Consider the following 16,772-nt stretch of genomic DNA (forward strand, 5'->3'; position numbering starts at 1 on the left):
AGTAAAAGTCATATACAAAAACAGCCTTTAATTTAATTTAATTTATCAATAATGCTTTCTGCAATGTCCTTCCCATTCTTAATACAGGCTCCAATACCAACTCCATAATAAGAACACCCTGCTAATAGCACATTCGGGAAGAGTGCAGACATTTTATCATTTAGTGCAGATACAGTTTGATGATGACCTAAATGGTAATTCGGCATATTTTCATGCCAATGTGTAATCCTAAAGACCTTAGGTTGACTGTTAATACCAATGCTTTTCTGAATGTCTAGTAGAGCTTGCGACAGTATTTTATCTTCATTTAATGTTTTGAGGTTTTCATAGGAAGGATTTGAACTTTTATAAAATAACCTCACTAACAAATTACCTTCTTTGGATGTATGGCTCCATTTTCTACTAGTCCATGTACAAGCGTCACATTGTAGGTCATTAGTTGGGACAATAAATCCCGTACCATCTGCAGGTAATAGCTGATCTGGTAGATCAAATCCTAAATAAACACTTATTAATGAAGAGTTTTTTAGTTGCTTAAATTCGTCTGATAACTCCTTACTTTGCAGTATGGATTCTGTGACGTTGTGAGGTGTGGCAGCAATGACAAAATCAGCTTCAATAGAAGGGTGGTTAGCAAATTGTATTTCGTAACCATCATCTAGTTTGTTAATTTTAGTCGTTTTGACGCCCTTTACGATTTCAACTTCGTCTAATTCTTGTTCAAGCTGGTCAATCAGAGAAGATAGTCCGTTTTTAAAGGAGATAAATTTTGGCTTGGATGATTGAAATTTCTCCTTATTCATAGATAAACCCTCTATAATACTTCCATATTTGTTTTTATACTCTAACAAGTAAGGAAGAGTTGAGGCAAGCGTTAATGTATTTAAATCTCCAGAATAGACACCTGATAAAACCGGTGCAATTTGCTCTTCTACTAATTCTTTTCCTAAAAAATACTCTAAAAATTCTCCAACAGAGCTTTCTAACGTAAAATGTTCATTGGGTATTTCAACATCCTTTAAAGCTCTCTGTTTCCCCGCTTCAGACACCAATGTGCTACTAAGCAAAGATTCTTTACTCAAAGGAATTCCAAATACAGATTCAGGCGGTATGGCATGTAGCTGATCTTCTTTATAAATAAAGGAAATCCCTGTAGCGTTGTATGTCATTTCATCCTGAAATTCAAGATCCTGTAAAAATGGCAAGACACTCTCATGCCGGGCAACGATGGAATCGGCACCGGTTTCCATGACAAAACCATTTTCTTTTACCGTGCGTATTTTACCACCTAGATACTCGTTACTTTCAGCGAGAGTTAATTTCACATCTAAATTATTCTCTTTTTTATATTTTTGTAAGTAATGCATAGTTGATAGACCTGTTATTCCACCACCTATAACAACGATTGTTTTCATATATTCTCCTTCATAGTAAAAAAAATTTCACTATGAGTATTCTATCAAATAAGCTTAAGGGTTTCCAAATAAAGCTTTATGACGCAAATTAATAGATAGTACTCTCTTCCACACTAAAACTATTTTATTAAACGGTAGGAACTACCTCAAAACTTAAGTCTCCTTTAAATTCTTCTAGCATCTCTTGATCTGTTTCATTGGTCAACACTGTTCCAGCTCCTAAATCTGCAACCTTAGCAAATGTTACTTCATGAAACTTTGTATGATCGGCTAATACGTATACTTTTTGACCAAGTCGAACAGCTAGCTCCTTAACAGCAGCTTCTTCAGGGTCCGGCGTTGTAAAACCGTATATCGGGTGAATGCCATTGACTCCTATGAAGCTTTTATCAAACTGGTAGTTCTTTAAACCATCAACCGCCCCTCGCCCAATAAGAGCTTTTGTTTTACGTTTTATATATCCACCTGTTAAGAATGTATCTATATTTCTCTCTAATAATGCTTCTAAATGAGTAAGTCCATTTGTGACAATCTTAATGTCTTTTGCCGTAATATGCTTGATCATTTGGAACGTTGTGGTGCCTGCATCTAAAAATATACAATCTCCATCTTTTATAAGCCCTGCTGCATATTTGGCAACGGCCTCTTTTTCATGAAGGTTAATAGTTGATTTTTCATGAATGCTCAATTCCGCTCCCTTTTGTTTTAAAAGGGAAGCTCCTCCATGTACACGCTTTAGTTTCTTATTCTTCTCGAGCTGACTTAAATCTCTACGTATGGTAGATTCAGAAGAAGAAGTAGCCTCCACTAATTCATGAAGCTTAATCACTTCTTTTTCCTCCAAGAGTTCAAGAATAATGCGATGTCTTTCAGGCGTCAGCATCTGATCACTCCTATGATCTATAAAATGTTATTTATAATGTACCGTAAGCGTTTAAGCTTTTACAAACAATTTCAATTAAAACCTTTACTATTCATCTTTCAGCATACGCATCAATGATGGCAGGAATATATAAAGCCTGCCCTTCTATATTTTTGAAGACATAGTAAGGTTGGAGCACTTGTCTTGAGTATCCAGGATGTTGTTCATGGTAGGCAAGCTCCATTTCCTTAATCACAAATCTCTCCATATTTTTTTCTAAAGGTAAGCTAAAATCCTGCACATACAGGTGAAGCCAGTTCCCTTTTTGAAGTTCCTCCAATGCTTCTTTAGGTGTTCTTGTTGGATAATAGCTTTCTTCAATAATAGGTCTTCTTCTTCCCTCTATGGAGATGGCTCTCCCTTCTTGATCAAATGCAACTTTTAGCGGTTTATCTGCATATACTTTATATCCATTCACATACCGATAGTAAACCACCGTCCAATAACCGTTCTCATGTTGAATGGTAGTTGGAGTTGAAGAATCTTCCATGATTAAATCACCAAGTATCTCTTTTGCTTTTTGTTCAATATTTCTTTTATTTATTTGATTCATCTTTTCTGTTAGAGGATGTACACCAGCAAAATATATTCCTGAATATGAGGGATGGTACTCTAATACTTTATGGTATTGATGGAAGGATGCTAGCAGGTCTTTATGTTCTAATGCGTAGCTACTTTGCATATACACGGGGAGTTCTTGTGGAACTGTTGGAAACTCAGTATCCAGTTCTATATGATGAATAGTTATGTTAATATCTGTTTGTGAACTATGTTGTAAGACTCCAAATGCCATTGGTTCCAATTTTTCAGGTGCATCATCCACCCAGAACTGTCCCTCCATAGGGTAAACAAGATCTGATGGGTTTCCCCATTCTCTTGGTACATGACTCATACATGGGTTACAACGTAGTAAAGGTTTATACTCTTTTAACAATGAAGTTATCAGCTTTTTTGGGTGTTCATGTCCGACCTTTGTTTCTTCAAAGCATCCAGATAATACAAGTAATGCAAGCGTGATAGTAAAATAAGCTCTAATCTTCATTCTGACACCTCCCATTAATGAACGTATCAAAATCGTTTAATTAAATTGTATATTTTTACCACATTACCATCAAGCAGAATTTTTCAAGAGAAAGAGCATTGCCTACTGACAATGCCCTTAGTAGCTAGTATATGTTTACTTAACAATCCTTACAGTATCACCAGTTTTTAACCCCGAAGCATTTGCTTCATCTGTATCGATATGTAAATCGAGCGCGTACGTGTCTTTAACTCTTATTAAGACTTGATGGAAGGTCAAACTTCTTTCCCCCACCGTTTCAATGCTTACGTATTCTCCGTCAGTTACGTTGAATTGGGTTGCATCGTCTGAGGTCATATGTATATGACGCTCGGCAATAATAACCCCCTGTTCAATGGTAACTTCACCCTGTGGTCCGACAATCTTAATCCCCGGTGTTCCTTCAATATTTCCAGAAGAACGAATGGGTGCCTTCACCCCAAGTGAAAAGGAATCGGTTAAAGAAATCTCAAGCTGTGTTAAACTTCGGACTGGCCCCAGCACTCTCACACTAGGAAACTCTCCCTTTGGTCCAACTACTTTGACCGTCTCATTGGCTGCGAATTCACCTGGTTGGGAAAGTTCTTTTAAACTCGTTAACGTGTATCCTTCTCCAAAGAGTATTTCTACATGTTCTTGCATTAAGTGGATATGTCTATTTGAGACACCTACTGGAATATTCATCCTTTAATGACCTCTTTCTTTAGCTATATAAAAGTATCACACAAGTAGTATGTACGATATAAAAAACATTACTCTGATATAAGGTAGCTATTCTATGCAGTTTTGTCATTACTTTTCAAACCGAAAAAAGGTCTAAGTAAATGAGTAGGCTTTATTAAAAAATGATAGATAGAAATGATAAGTGAAAACGAAATGACCGATAATAGTAGGTATTTAACTACAATATTCATCTGAAGATTTATCATGTAATATCCCAAAATGACAATCACAGGCTGATGAATGATATAAAACGGCATAGTGGCTTCACTACAATACTTTAGAACAAAGTTATCTTTATTAAGAAATCGATCTCCTAAGTAAAAAACAAATAATAGCCAACTCAAACAATTTACAACCTTCACACTATGAAAAATGATAGTACCATGCTGTTGTTCAAAGAATAACCATACATAGGTAGCACTTGTTAACAAAGAGATAATACCAATAGGTATTCCGTACTTTCTCAAAAGTTTCCTAAAATCTGTTCTAACTAAGAAATAGTAACCAAATAGGAAGATAATGAAATAAAACAGAATGTCCCACCCACCTAAATTAACGAGATCGACAAATAACGAAAGAATAATTAGAGGAATGGCTAGCCATATAATATGTGTGATGTTAAACGGTCTGTTTTCGATTTTCGTATGTTTACCTAATAGTAAGATTGGAAGTAGGAGGGTAGTGAAAATGATGAGCAAAAATAAATACCAGAGATGAAGGCCAACAAATGCAAGGTTCCCGCTCCCCCCTATCGACAAGTATAGGCCATCAAAAGCATGAGGAATAAATTCCAAGAAACTTCCTTTAAACTGACCAAGTGTTAATCGCTCAATATAAACTTGAGGTGGGGATAGGAAAAAAACACCGAGAAGTAGTGGAATTCCTAACCGAATATACCTTTCTTTTATAAATACTACTCCTGATCTTTTCTTCAGAGAATGAAAGGTACTCATACCGGATATGACAAAAAACAAAGGCATAATCCATGTTCCGAGTAGTACGTTTAATGCAACGAAATATTGATCATCCAGTTCATTATTCTTCACATGCCATGGAAATGTATTAAAAAACATGGAACAATGAAATAAGAATACAAGAATGATAGCAAAGACCCTAATCCAATCTAAATCATAATAACGTTCAGCGCTTTGTCTATTTTCCATCAATCCATCTCCGTCCTATCCGACACCTATATATGTAAGTTTCTGGAATATATATAATTCTATTTTAAAGGATTGCCGCGTTTTTGAATACAAAAAAGCGAGCTATCTTTATAGATAACTCGCTTACGAATTAATTAAGCTAATTCCGCCTCATATTTCTTCGCAACAACATCCCAGTTAATGATGTTAAAGAAGCTTGAAATATAATCTGGTCTTCTGTTTTGATAATTTAAGTAGTACGCATGCTCCCACACATCTAAACCAAGAACAGCTACTTTTCCTTCCATGACAGGGTTATCTTGGTTAGGAGTACTTGTTACTTCTAATGCTCCATTTTCATTCACTACAAGCCATGCCCAACCAGAACCGAAGCGAGTGGTTGCTGCTTTTGCAAACTCCTCTTTAAAGCTGTCGAAGCTTCCGAAGCTGCTTACAATTGCATCAGCAAGTTTACCAGCTGGAGCTACTTCATTTGAACCTGGTGCGATTACTTCCCAGAATAATGTATGGTTTAAATGACCACCACCATTATTTCTAACAGCCGTACGAACTGCTTCAGGAACAGCGTCAAGGTTCTTTAACAGGTTCTCTAGAGACTTATCTTGTAATTCCGCTTTTCCTTCTAAAGCTGCATTTAAGTTATTTACGTAGGTTTGATGATGTTTTCCGTAATGAATTTCCATTGTTGCTTGATCAATATGTGGCTCTAGTGCATCAAATGCATAGCCTAATGTAGGTAATGAGTATGTCATAACTAAAATCCTCCAAAATTTTATGTATTTTATACTTTATATACTATAAGGTATAATAAGTATATAACCAGAATACCTAAAATCAATGAATCTTTCAATTATTTTGCTCAGGCTTTTTCTATTACATCCTATTACTTTCAACTTTTTATACTTTACTATATAATTAATTTAAGATTTTGATTGCTAATGTTGGGTAGTGCAGCGAGGTATTGCACTATTTTTTATTTTTCATATATGTGTCTTTTATTGAATGAGGTGATCCCATTGATCAAAACAAAAAAGAATACGAGAGATATCATTCTAGATTTACTAAAAAAAGAGGTTAGCCTGACCGTTAACCAACTTACTAGTCACTTAAATATCACACATATGGCAGTAAGAAAGCACCTTGATTTGTTAGAAAAAGAGGGATTCATAACATCTTCTGAAATGAAACAGCCGATGGGCCGCCCGCTCCAATTGTATTCATTAACCGATAAAGGGGAACAATCTTTTCCAAGAAACTATGAAGGGCTAACTGTTGAATTCCTTAACGATATTAAAGACATGTATGGTGAAGACACCGTTTCTCTATTATTCAAAAAAAGAGAAGAGCGTCTCACAGAAGAGTATAAACGTCGATTAAATCAACCTAGTTTTCAAGAAAATGTAACTGAGATTGTTAACATCCAAAATGAAAAAGGATATATGGCACAGCTACATCAATTAAATGAAAATTCCTTTGAACTGGTTGAATATAATTGTCCTATCTTTTCAGTAGCAAAAGACTTTAAAGTGGCTTGTAAATGTGAAACCAACTTATTTAAAACCGTCTTAAACACTGACCACGTACAAAGAATTAATTGTAAAACAGACGGTGACGACCATTGCAGGTTTATCATTAACCAATAATAGATAGTAAAACAGAAAAATCGAGGTGGATCACCTCGATTTTTTTTGTTTATGTCTGTATACTGCCCTCCGCACTCGTTGCTCGATCAAGTAAATATTGGTTTATGCGTGAGTTTGGAGGATTTATGCGTCAAATTTTTATTTTATGCGCTATTTTCAAAATTTATGCGTCAAATTTCATGATTTATGCGTCAATTTCAAAATATATGCGTCTGCCTTAAAACTGGCGCAAAAAAAGACGAGCATCCCTGCTCGTCCCTAAACTTGCACTTCGTTCTTTAATTCGCTAACGCGTTGAGCCACTTGCTCCTCTGTTAATTGATGCTCAGCCACATAACGGTTTCTTGGATGTACGCGACATTCATGTGTACAACCTCTTAAATACTTATGCTCGTTTTCTTCTGACGTAATAATCTTCTTGTTGCACGCTGGATTTGCACAGTTCACATATCGTTCACATGGCTCACCAGTAAAGTGGTCTTTACCGACAATTACATGTTCAGTACGGTTTACAGGTACACTAATTCGTTCATCAAATACATAACACTGACCATCCCATAATTTCCCTTGTACTTCTGGGTCTTTACCGTACGTTACGATACCCCCATGTAACTGGGATACATCCTCAAAGCCTTCTTTAACAAGCCAGCCTGAGAACTTCTCACAACGAATTCCACCCGTACAGTATGTGAGGATCTTTTTCCCTTCTAGTACGTCTTTATTTTCCCTGATCCAATCTGGAAGTTCACGGAAGTTCTGAATTTCCGGCTTAATTGCTCCACGGAAATGTCCTAAGTCGTATTCATAGTCATTTCTCGCATCAATAACAACCGTATCTGGATCTTGCATGGCTTCGAAAAATGCAACTGGCTCTAAATATTTACCTGTTGTTTGAAGTGGATTTACATCGTCTTCTAAACGAAGGGTAACCAGTTCTTTTCTATGTCTAACGTGCATCTTTTTAAAGGCATGGGTATCCGCTTCATCAATCTTAAATACCATTTCAGCAAATCTTGGATCAGCTTTCATTGCATCCATATATTGCTCGGTTTGTTCAAACGTACCTGAAACAGTACCATTAATTCCTTCTTCTGCCACAAGAATTCTTCCCTTTAAGCCAAGTGACTTACAGAACTCTAAGTGTTTAGCTGCAAACTCTTCATAGTTAGAAATGTGAACATACATGTAATATAGTAAAACTCTATATGAATTTGTCATTTTATACACTCCTATCAAGCTATCTTTTTAGCGAAATTACATTATACTTACACAAATAAAAAAAGTTGTCAGCACAACTTTTTTAATGAGAATATATGTCTTTTTTTAAACTAAATAGTATAAAAAAGATATTATTATTAGAACATAATTACGATAAAAAAGCAATCAACGGACGCCTTCTTCCATCCGTTTACAACTACTTCCAAATCATGACATGTATTCTTCTAACTCTTTTTCAATTTGAAGTCTAATCTTATCCATACATTCTTCCACTGTTTTAGCAAACACCCGTTTTCCATTAACAATGGCATATGGACTTTTGGCGCACATTCCACAGAAGGATAAACAGGTGTTCATTATAACAGAAACCTCTGGGTATTCTGATTCTAAGATACTCTCAACATCAACTTGTGTAATAAAACTTGCATCACATATTTCGACTACCACTATGCCCATCCTATTTCTCCTTTCTGTATTATGGCCGCTTAATTCCTAAACAAGTTTCTTTATCTAGCGGGAGGACCAAACTTTCCCTCATGAAAATCACGATACGCTTGCTTAATCTCTTCCATTGTATTCATCACAAACGGTCCATAAGGGACAATTTCTTCTTTTATAGGTACTCCTGAGTATACTAAAAGTTTGGACCTTCTGCTATTGGATTTTATTTTCAGTTCACTAAAACGCCTTTCATTTCCTTCCTCATTAAAGGTAAGGGTTGCGACACCATGTTTTGTCAAAGGAACAGAGCTTTCACCAAGTTCTACATCACCTGAAAGAACATATAAAAAAGCATTATGGTTTTCGGGTAAAAGAAGCGTATACTCTGTATCTTTGCCAAGTGTTAGCTCAGATAAAGTGATCGGCACGACGGATTCTAACGGCCCTTTAACACCTGCAATATCTCCAGAAAAAACTTTAATGGCCCCTCCTTCAAAGGCTACGACAGGAGCATCTTCTGAATAGACATTCTGATAACTGGCTTCCGTTTTCCGTAAACTCTTAGGAAGATTTAACCATAGCTGAAGAGTGTGCGCAATATCATCTCCAACTCCTTCTTCAGCATGTCTTGCTGCCCATCCGGCGTTCATATATTGAACATCTCCAGGCTCTAGTATATCTCGACCACCTGCATTATCAATATGCTCTAATCTTCCATCGACGACGTATGTCACCGTTTGAAACCCACGATGAGGATGATCAGAAAACGTTCCTCGCTTAAACCAATCCTCTGCCATCAAAATAAATGGATCAAAATCATACCAACAATCAACTGGAAGAACCCACCCTTTTTGAATAGATGGAAACCCAACTTCCTGATATTGAACATACCAATGCTCTTTTACATCACGTAGAAATAGGTCACTCATGTTCATAATCCCCCTCTTCCTTTAGTTGCTATAGCAACAATAAACCGGTTTTTATTATGTTCATTCCTACTATGAAGTCATCTACATTTTATACATAAAGGTTTAAAAATATAGGCTTATTACATCATAAAGGCAAAAATTAAGCAATCGTTTTGCACTTCCCCTATCTAATCTAATGAAACTGTGGTGACGGTACTCCTCACTTGGTGTTACTATTATAGTAGTAAAGTAGAAATCCAAAGCAGGTGATTCCATGTTTAAGGAATTAGACACTCAATACAAAAACGATATCCTCGAAACTATTATAGACAGTGCTTATGAATGGATCGTGGTGGTAAACACTGATGGTCATATTGTTTATATTAATAAAAACTATTGTAATTTTATCGGTGTAAGCCGAGAACAATCCATTGGTAAACATGTAACAGAAGTTATTGAAAATACAAGGATGCATGTTGTTGCTAAGACAGGTAAAGAAGAAATTGCTGATCTTCAACTTATTAAAGGCAACTATATGATTGCAAATCGCATTCCCATCTTCTCAAATAAACAGCTCGTCGGTGCTCTAGGAACTGTTATTTTCCGTGACACAAGCGAGTGGAATAAAATGACCAGTCATATTAAAAGTTTAATGCCGCAGCTACAAAATTACTTACAAGAATGGCAAGAAAGTACTGGAGCAAAATATACGCTTCAGGATATTAAATCGATTTCCAAAGACATGCTTGATTTAAAAGAAAAAGTTAAAAGTGTAGCTTCAAGTAATATATCCGTATTAATTCGTGGTGAAAGTGGAACAGGGAAAGAATTATTCGCTCATAGCATTCATCAGCTAAGTTCTAGAAGCCATAAGCCGTTTATTAAAATTAATTGCGGTGCGATTCCCGAGCACTTACTTGAATCTGAATTATTTGGGTATGAAGAAGGATCCTTTACCGGTGCAAAAAAAGGCGGTAAGAAAGGAAAGTTTTTATTAGCCGATGGTGGAACTGTGTTTCTAGATGAAGTTGGAGACATGCCTATCCATATGCAGGTCAAGTTATTACGTGTTCTACAAGAAAAGGAACTTGAACCAGTTGGAGCGACTAAACCAGTCCCTGTAAACATTCGTATTATAGCGGCTACAAATCGCCCCCTTGAAAAAATGATAGAAGATAAACGTTTTCGAGAAGATTTGTTTTACCGTATTAATGTAATACCTTTTCACATCCCCCCATTGCGTGATCGTGTGGAGGATATTCTGCATTTAGCTTATCACTTCCTTGATAAACTAACGAAACGTTCTGGTAAGCGAATGACAAAGATTGATGAGCATGTACAGCAATTATTCACTCAACATACATGGCCCGGTAATATTAGAGAGTTGGAAAATGTTTTAGAAGCTGCGATTCACCTTTCCAATGGTGAAGTCATTACTACCTCTGCTCTCCCCCAATATTTAGTTAACGACCCTAAGCTATTGGTTGGCCAGCGACCATTAAAAGAAATACTAGAGGAAACTGAAAAAAGAATTATTGAGAAAACACTAGAAAAATTTCAACAAGATCGGCTTGAAGCAGCAAAGGCTTTAGGTATTAGCAAATCTAGCATGTATGAAAAAATAAAAAAATTTGGACTAGAATGATAACCCTTACAAAAATTCCAGGTATTCGGAATGAATTCCGGATTCCTGGAATTTTTATTTTTATTTATAATACAAGGCTTAAAGCCTAAGGACAAAACTATCATTCCAGATTTCCGGAAACCTATTACTAGTTTTATACTTACAAAAGTGAATAAAATGTGAACGCGACAACATTTTGTTTTATTGGCACGATTCTTGCTTATTAATATGGTGAGTCTTATATTCAGAAAGGAGGATTTTCATGAAACCAGTATTTACATCATTCATTGAGGCAGTAAAGGATATCAAAGACGGTTCTACACTCATGGTAGGTGGCTTTGGACTTGTCGGGATTCCGGAAAACTTAATACTCGCTTTAGTTGAAACTGGGGTAAAAGATTTAACGGTCATTTCAAACAATTGCGGAGTAGATGATTGGGGCCTTGGTTTACTATTGAAAAATAAACAGATCAAGAAAATGATTGGTTCTTATGTTGGAGAAAATAAAGAATTTGAAAGACAGGTTCTTTCAGGTGAAATTGAAGTAGAATTAATTCCACAAGGTACTTTAGCCGAGAGAATTCGAGCAGGCGGAGCAGGAATCCCTGCATTCTACACACCAGCCGGAGTAGGTACACCGATTGCAGAGGGAAAAGAAGTACGGGTGTTCTCAGGGAAAGAATACATCCTCGAGGAAGCTTTACATGCTGATTTCAGTTTAATCAGAGCACATAAAGGCGATAAAATGGGCAACCTTCTCTACAATAAGACAGCGAGAAACTTTAATCCAATGATTGCAGCTGCTGGCAGCGTTACCATTGCTGAAGTTGAAGAGCTTGTTGAAATTGGTGAAATTAACCCTAACGATGTGCATACACCTAGCATTTATGTTCAAAGACTTATAGTTGGAAAACAAGAAAAACGAATTGAAAGATTAACAGTTTCGTAGAAAGGAGAACTAACACATGACACAGCAAAGTAAACAAGAGATTCGCGAGAAAATTGCAAGGCGTGCGGAGCAAGAAATTGAAAGCGGTTACTTCGTTAACCTCGGAATCGGCATCCCTACCCTAGTAGCCAACTTCATTAGTAGTGATAAACAAGTAGTTCTCCAATCAGAAAACGGACTACTCGGAATCGGACCTTTTCCTACTAAAGATGAGGTAGATCCAGATTTAATCAACGCTGGTAAGGAAACAGTAACGGCAATTAAAGGTGCTTCCTATTTTGATAGCGCCGAGTCTTTTGCCATGATCCGTGGTGGTCATGTGGATATTGCCATCCTTGGTGGCATGGAAGTCTCAAAGAACGGTGACCTAGCAAACTGGATGATCCCTGGAAAAATGATAAAAGGCATGGGCGGAGCAATGGATCTCGTACATGGAGCAAAGAAAATCATTGTCATTATGGACCATGTTAGTAAAAATGGCAGTCCAAAAATTGTCAATCAGTGTAGCCTTCCTTTAACCGGAAAATCGGTGGTTAACCGAATTATCACTGACCGAGCTGTTATTGATGTGACAGAGCAAGGCTTAAAACTCATTGAGGTCTTTGAAGGATACACCATTGAAGACATTCAACAAAGTACTGAGCCTGAGCTCATTATTGATGAAGTAAAATTTTATTAATAGAACTTGTTTTCAAGTTAAACTTAGCTCTTAACTGTAACTTATCAAAGTGTAAAGAGTCTTAAGGATAAAGCTTCACCAAAAAGAAAAATAGATGAAACGGGGGAAAACAAATGTTAAGTATGATTGGCCTTATTGGAGGATTAGCTCTCCTCATTTATTTAACAATGAAAGGAATGAACTTGCTCGTCGCAGGTCCATTGTGTGCTCTTATTGTAGCAGTCTTTAGTGGATTACCATTATTCCCACAATTAGCGGAAGAAGGTGCAGCTAACTTAGTTGGTAACTATATGACTGGATTTTCAGGGTTTGTTGCTGCCTGGTATTTAATGTTCTTATTAGGTTCTATCTTCGGTAAAGTTATGGAAGATAGCGGTGCAGCAGATAGCGTTTCTAAATTTATCGTTGAAAAACTAGGTATGAAGTATGCTGTATTAGCTATTGTATTAGCGTGTGCTGTATTAACATATGGAGGAGTTAGCTTATTCGTGGTAGCTTTCTCTGTCTATCCAATGGCATTAAGTTTATTTAAGCAAGCGAATCTACCTCGTCGATTCATTCCAGCTGCATTAGCATTTGGATCCGTTACTTTTACGATGACATCTGCTGGGTCTCCAGAGATTCAGAACTGGATTCCGATTCAATTTTTAAACACTTCTCCATATGCAGGTTGGGAAGTTAGTTTAATTGTCGCAGTATTTATGGCTGTGTTCGGATACTGGTGGTTAAAGCGTATGATCTCGAAGGCTGTTGCTAAAGGTGAAACATTCGTTGATCGAAAAGGTGACCCAGTTGCTGAAAATAGAGCATTACCAAATCCAATTGTTGGACTTATTCCATTATTAGTAGTTTTAATTATCTCGTTTATTTTCCATGATTCATTAAAAACATCTGCTTTAATTGTTGCTCTTTTAGGTGGAGTTCTTGCTACTTATCTATTAAATCGTAAATATTTCAAATCTTTCTGGTCTGCTGTATCAGAAGGAACAATGGGTGCGTTAGTTGCAATCGCTAACACTGCAGCTGTTGTAGGCTTTGGAGCTGTTGCCAAAGTAACACCTGCTTTCACAGTGGCTGTAGAAGCGATGACTAGTATTCCTGGAAGTCCTCTAATCGGAGGAGCTATTGCAGTAAGTGTTATCGCTGGTCTTACTGGTTCTGCATCAGGTGGTCAGGCTATCGCTCTTCCATTATTAGCGCCACACTATTTAGACTTAGGGGTAAACACAGAAGCACTTCATAGAACAGTCGCTATTTCTTCTGGTGCTCTAGACTCTCTACCACATAACGGCTATGTTGTAACTACGGTTCGTGCAATCTGTGGCGAAACTCACCAAGCTGCTTACGGTGCTGTTGGAGCATTAACAGTAATTGTACCAGCTATTGGGGTAGTATTAGCCATTATCCTATTCTCATTTGGTCTAGGATTATAATCCTTACAAACTAGTTTTATGGTTACTTTGAATAAATTAGATGATACAAGAAAGGAAGGTTCTGTGACATGGTTGAAAACAAAGTTATTTTCATAACAGGCGCTGGAAGAGGAATTGGACTAGAAATTGGAAAAACATTTGCCAAAAATGGAGCAAAAGTCGTCCTTTCTGATTTAGATGAAGGTGCAGTAACTGAAGCGGCTTCCACTTTACAAGAAAGTGGCTATGCCGTTATCGGTATTAAATGTAACGTAACAGATGAAGACGAAATGAAACACGCCCTCGCTAAAACGGTAGAACACTTCGGTAGACTTGATTGTTTAATCAACAATGCTGGACTGCAACATGTATCTACAATTGAAGACTTCCCGACAGAGAAGTTTGAACAATTAATATCTATCATGTTAACAGCTCCATTTAAAGCGATTAAACAAGCATTTCCAATTATGAAACAACAACAGTTTGGCCGTATTATTAATATGGCGTCTATTAACGGACTAGTTGGATTTGCAGGAAAAGCTGCCTATAATAGCGCAAAGCATGGCGTCATCGGTCTTACAAAGGTTGCTGCTTTAGAAGGTGCAGAACATGGAATAACAGTGAATGCTGTTTGCCCTGGTTATGTGGATACTCCTTTAGTACGTAACCAATTAAGTGACCTAGCAAAGACACGAAACGTACCGTTAGAACGTGTGCTTGAAGAGGTAATTTATCCATTAGTGCCACAAAAAAGATTGCTTTCTGTTGATGAAATTGCCAATTATGTAATGTTCTTATGTAGTGATCTCGCAAAAGGAATCACAGGTCAAGCATGTGTTATTGATGGCGGATATACAGCTCAATAAACTTTATTAGTCATTTAAGGCGTAGAGGGATCCTCTTCGCCTTTTCCTTTATCCAAAACTGCTTGTTCATGAATAAATTTGCTTGGCCACTCGTATTTAGATTGGTTTGAAAAAGCAACATTTAAGGGCTTTATTCATACAATTCTGTTAGGGGTGATAAAATGCCAAGAGTAAAATATACCGATAGTGATATTGATTTAGTGGCAAGAATGATGAGGGCGGAAGCTGAAGGTGAAGGAAGACTAGGAATGCTAATGGTTGGAAATGTTATTGTCAACCGACTAAAAGCAAATTGTGGAGATTTTGAAGGCTTACGAACAATCCGACAAGTCATTTATCAAGTTCAAGGTGGAAACTATTCGTTTGAAGCCGTACAAAAAGGAAATGTCTTTTATAACAGAGCAAGAGATGTTGAGAAAAAGTTAGCTAAACAAACGTTGGATTACTGGAGAGAACATCCGTCTAAATATTCCCTGTGGTATTTTAATCCGTATGGCGCATGTCCACCAACATGGTATGACCAACCACAGTCTGGACAATACAAACAACATTGTTATTATGAACCAAAGGCGAATACATGTGAGGGCGCATATAGTTGGTAAAAAATCGTTAATCCATAAAAAGTCCTTTTCCACAATAAAGGTAAAATCCCAAGGTAACTTAACGAAGAGTTCCTTGGGATTTTCATGTTTAAGTGGGTAGTATATAGTCACCCAAGCATGACTACCCTTCTTGTTGATATACTGAACCATTACTTGTAAAATCAAGTAGACAACCATTGTAAGTACATATTAAGTGAGGGATAAAAGGAGGACTTTATAAGATGAGAACGATGAAACTAGGAACTAGCAGTTTGGAAGTCCCGGTTCTCTCAGTTGGATGTATGCGACTAACTTCTTTAAACGAAAGGGATGCAGAACAATATATCCAACACGCGCTGGAATTAGGTGCAAATTTCTTCGATCATGCAGATATTTATGATAGTGGGAAATGTGAAGAGTTATTTGCTAAGGCTATACATATGAATGACGATGTCCGAGAAAAGGTTATTCTCCAATCCAAATGTGGAATACGAAAAGGGATGTTTGACTTCTCGAAAGAACATATTTTACACTCTGTTGACAACATTTTAAGTCGATTACAAACAGATTATTTAGACGTATTGTTACTGCATCGTCCAGACACCTTAGTAGAGCCTGAAGAAGTGGCTGAAGCCTTTGACCTCCTAGAAAAATCAGGTAAGGTTCGTCATTTTGGTGTATCTAATCAAAATCCGATGCAGATTCAGTTACTTCAAAAGTATGTAAAGCAGCCGATTGTAGCCAATCAGCTTCAACTGAGTATTACTAACTCGAACATGATTTCAAATGGCTTTAATGTAAATATGGAAAACGACGCAGCGGTGAATAGAGATGGTAGCGTATTAGACTTCTGTAGACTACACGATATCACGATTCAACCATGGTCACCGTTCCAATACGGATTCTTTGAAGGAGTTTTTCTTGGAAATGAAAAATTCCCTGAACTGAACCAAAAAATCGATGAGATCGCCAATAAGTATGAGGTAAGTAATATTACTATTGCAGTCGCTTGGCTATTAAGACATCCTGCAAACATGCAACCAGTTATTGGTACCATGAATCGGGAGAGACTAAATGATTGTGTGAAGGCAACTGGAATAAACCTAACCCGTGAGGAATGGTACAGTATTTACCGTGCAGCAGGAAACGTGCTGCCTTAATTGGAAGC

At 37.0% G+C, this 16,772-nt stretch carries 17 protein-coding genes; 8 read left to right on the top strand and 9 right to left on the bottom strand.

The features are described from left to right. Window positions 1-32: 32 nt before the first annotated feature. The 6 genes from LT143_RS01280 to LT143_RS01305 all read right to left on the bottom strand — a co-directional run bounded on the left by LT143_RS01280 (window position 33) and on the right by LT143_RS01305 (window position 6,035). Entirely contained in the window at window positions 33-1,415 is a 1,383-nt protein-coding gene (locus tag LT143_RS01280; protein WP_246938738.1) for a protoporphyrinogen oxidase, read from the bottom strand. 127 nt (window positions 1,416-1,542) lie between these two features. Next, window positions 1,543-2,298: a DeoR/GlpR family DNA-binding transcription regulator gene (locus LT143_RS01285; RefSeq protein WP_246938740.1), complete on the bottom strand. Its 756-nt coding sequence runs from the start codon at window positions 2,296-2,298 to the stop codon at window positions 1,543-1,545. A 91-nt stretch (window positions 2,299-2,389) separates the two neighbouring features. Next, on the bottom strand, window positions 2,390-3,379 hold the full coding sequence (locus LT143_RS01290; protein ID WP_246938742.1) for a hypothetical protein: 990 nt from the start codon (window positions 3,377-3,379) through the stop codon (window positions 2,390-2,392). A 135-nt stretch (window positions 3,380-3,514) separates the two neighbouring features. Then, a complete protein-coding gene (gene pduL, locus LT143_RS01295; protein WP_246938744.1) occupies window positions 3,515-4,081 on the bottom strand; it encodes a phosphate propanoyltransferase in 567 nt (188 codons plus the stop codon). A 92-nt stretch (window positions 4,082-4,173) separates the two neighbouring features. After that, a complete protein-coding gene (locus tag LT143_RS01300; protein WP_246938746.1) occupies window positions 4,174-5,283 on the bottom strand; it encodes an acyltransferase family protein in 1,110 nt (369 codons plus the stop codon). A gap of 134 nt (window positions 5,284-5,417) precedes the next feature. Further along, on the bottom strand, window positions 5,418-6,035 hold the full coding sequence (locus tag LT143_RS01305; RefSeq protein WP_246938748.1) for a superoxide dismutase: 618 nt from the start codon (window positions 6,033-6,035) through the stop codon (window positions 5,418-5,420). A gap of 264 nt (window positions 6,036-6,299) precedes the next feature. Between LT143_RS01305 and LT143_RS01310 the strand changes: the two genes are divergently transcribed. Beyond that, complete coding sequence (locus LT143_RS01310; RefSeq protein ID WP_272495648.1) at window positions 6,300-6,926, top strand: helix-turn-helix transcriptional regulator; 627 nt, start codon at window positions 6,300-6,302, stop codon at window positions 6,924-6,926. A 258-nt stretch (window positions 6,927-7,184) separates the two neighbouring features. On the opposite strand, the gene trhO is transcribed toward LT143_RS01310, so the two are convergent. From trhO to LT143_RS01325, 3 genes are all read right to left on the bottom strand, one after another. Continuing rightward, window positions 7,185-8,144, bottom strand: a complete 960-nt coding sequence (trhO, locus tag LT143_RS01315; RefSeq protein WP_246938749.1) for an oxygen-dependent tRNA uridine(34) hydroxylase TrhO — start codon at window positions 8,142-8,144, stop codon at window positions 7,185-7,187. Window positions 8,145-8,351: 207 nt separating this feature from the next. Continuing rightward, window positions 8,352-8,600 (bottom strand): YuzB family protein, encoded by a 249-nt coding sequence (locus LT143_RS01320; RefSeq protein ID WP_246938751.1) that lies wholly within the window; start codon window positions 8,598-8,600, stop codon window positions 8,352-8,354. 50 nt (window positions 8,601-8,650) lie between these two features. After that, window positions 8,651-9,514: a pirin family protein gene (locus LT143_RS01325; protein ID WP_246938753.1), complete on the bottom strand. Its 864-nt coding sequence runs from the start codon at window positions 9,512-9,514 to the stop codon at window positions 8,651-8,653. A gap of 253 nt (window positions 9,515-9,767) precedes the next feature. Between LT143_RS01325 and LT143_RS01330 the strand changes: the two genes are divergently transcribed. The 7 genes from LT143_RS01330 (at window position 9,768) to LT143_RS01360 (ending at window position 16,764) form a co-directional block, all read left to right on the top strand. Beyond that, window positions 9,768-11,138, top strand: a complete 1,371-nt coding sequence (locus LT143_RS01330) for a sigma-54 interaction domain-containing protein (protein ID WP_246938755.1) — start codon at window positions 9,768-9,770, stop codon at window positions 11,136-11,138. Between the two features lie 241 nt (window positions 11,139-11,379). Then, entirely contained in the window at window positions 11,380-12,066 is a 687-nt protein-coding gene (locus LT143_RS01335) for a CoA transferase subunit A (RefSeq protein ID WP_246938757.1), read from the top strand. Window positions 12,067-12,082: 16 nt separating this feature from the next. After that, window positions 12,083-12,745, top strand: a complete 663-nt coding sequence (locus LT143_RS01340) for a CoA transferase subunit B (protein WP_246938759.1) — start codon at window positions 12,083-12,085, stop codon at window positions 12,743-12,745. Between the two features lie 113 nt (window positions 12,746-12,858). After that, a complete protein-coding gene (locus tag LT143_RS01345) occupies window positions 12,859-14,178 on the top strand; it encodes a GntP family permease (protein WP_246938761.1) in 1,320 nt (439 codons plus the stop codon). A gap of 68 nt (window positions 14,179-14,246) precedes the next feature. Then, a complete protein-coding gene (locus LT143_RS01350; RefSeq protein WP_246938763.1) occupies window positions 14,247-15,023 on the top strand; it encodes a 3-hydroxybutyrate dehydrogenase in 777 nt (258 codons plus the stop codon). A 161-nt stretch (window positions 15,024-15,184) separates the two neighbouring features. After that, a complete protein-coding gene (locus tag LT143_RS01355; protein WP_246938765.1) occupies window positions 15,185-15,625 on the top strand; it encodes a cell wall hydrolase in 441 nt (146 codons plus the stop codon). A gap of 221 nt (window positions 15,626-15,846) precedes the next feature. Continuing rightward, entirely contained in the window at window positions 15,847-16,764 is a 918-nt protein-coding gene (locus LT143_RS01360; protein WP_246938767.1) for an aldo/keto reductase, read from the top strand. The last annotated feature ends 8 nt before the right edge of the window (window positions 16,765-16,772 follow it).

Source organism: Bacillus pinisoli (assembly GCF_023036475.1).
Lineage (GTDB): Bacteria > Bacillota > Bacilli > Bacillales > SA4 > Bacillus_BS > Bacillus_BS pinisoli.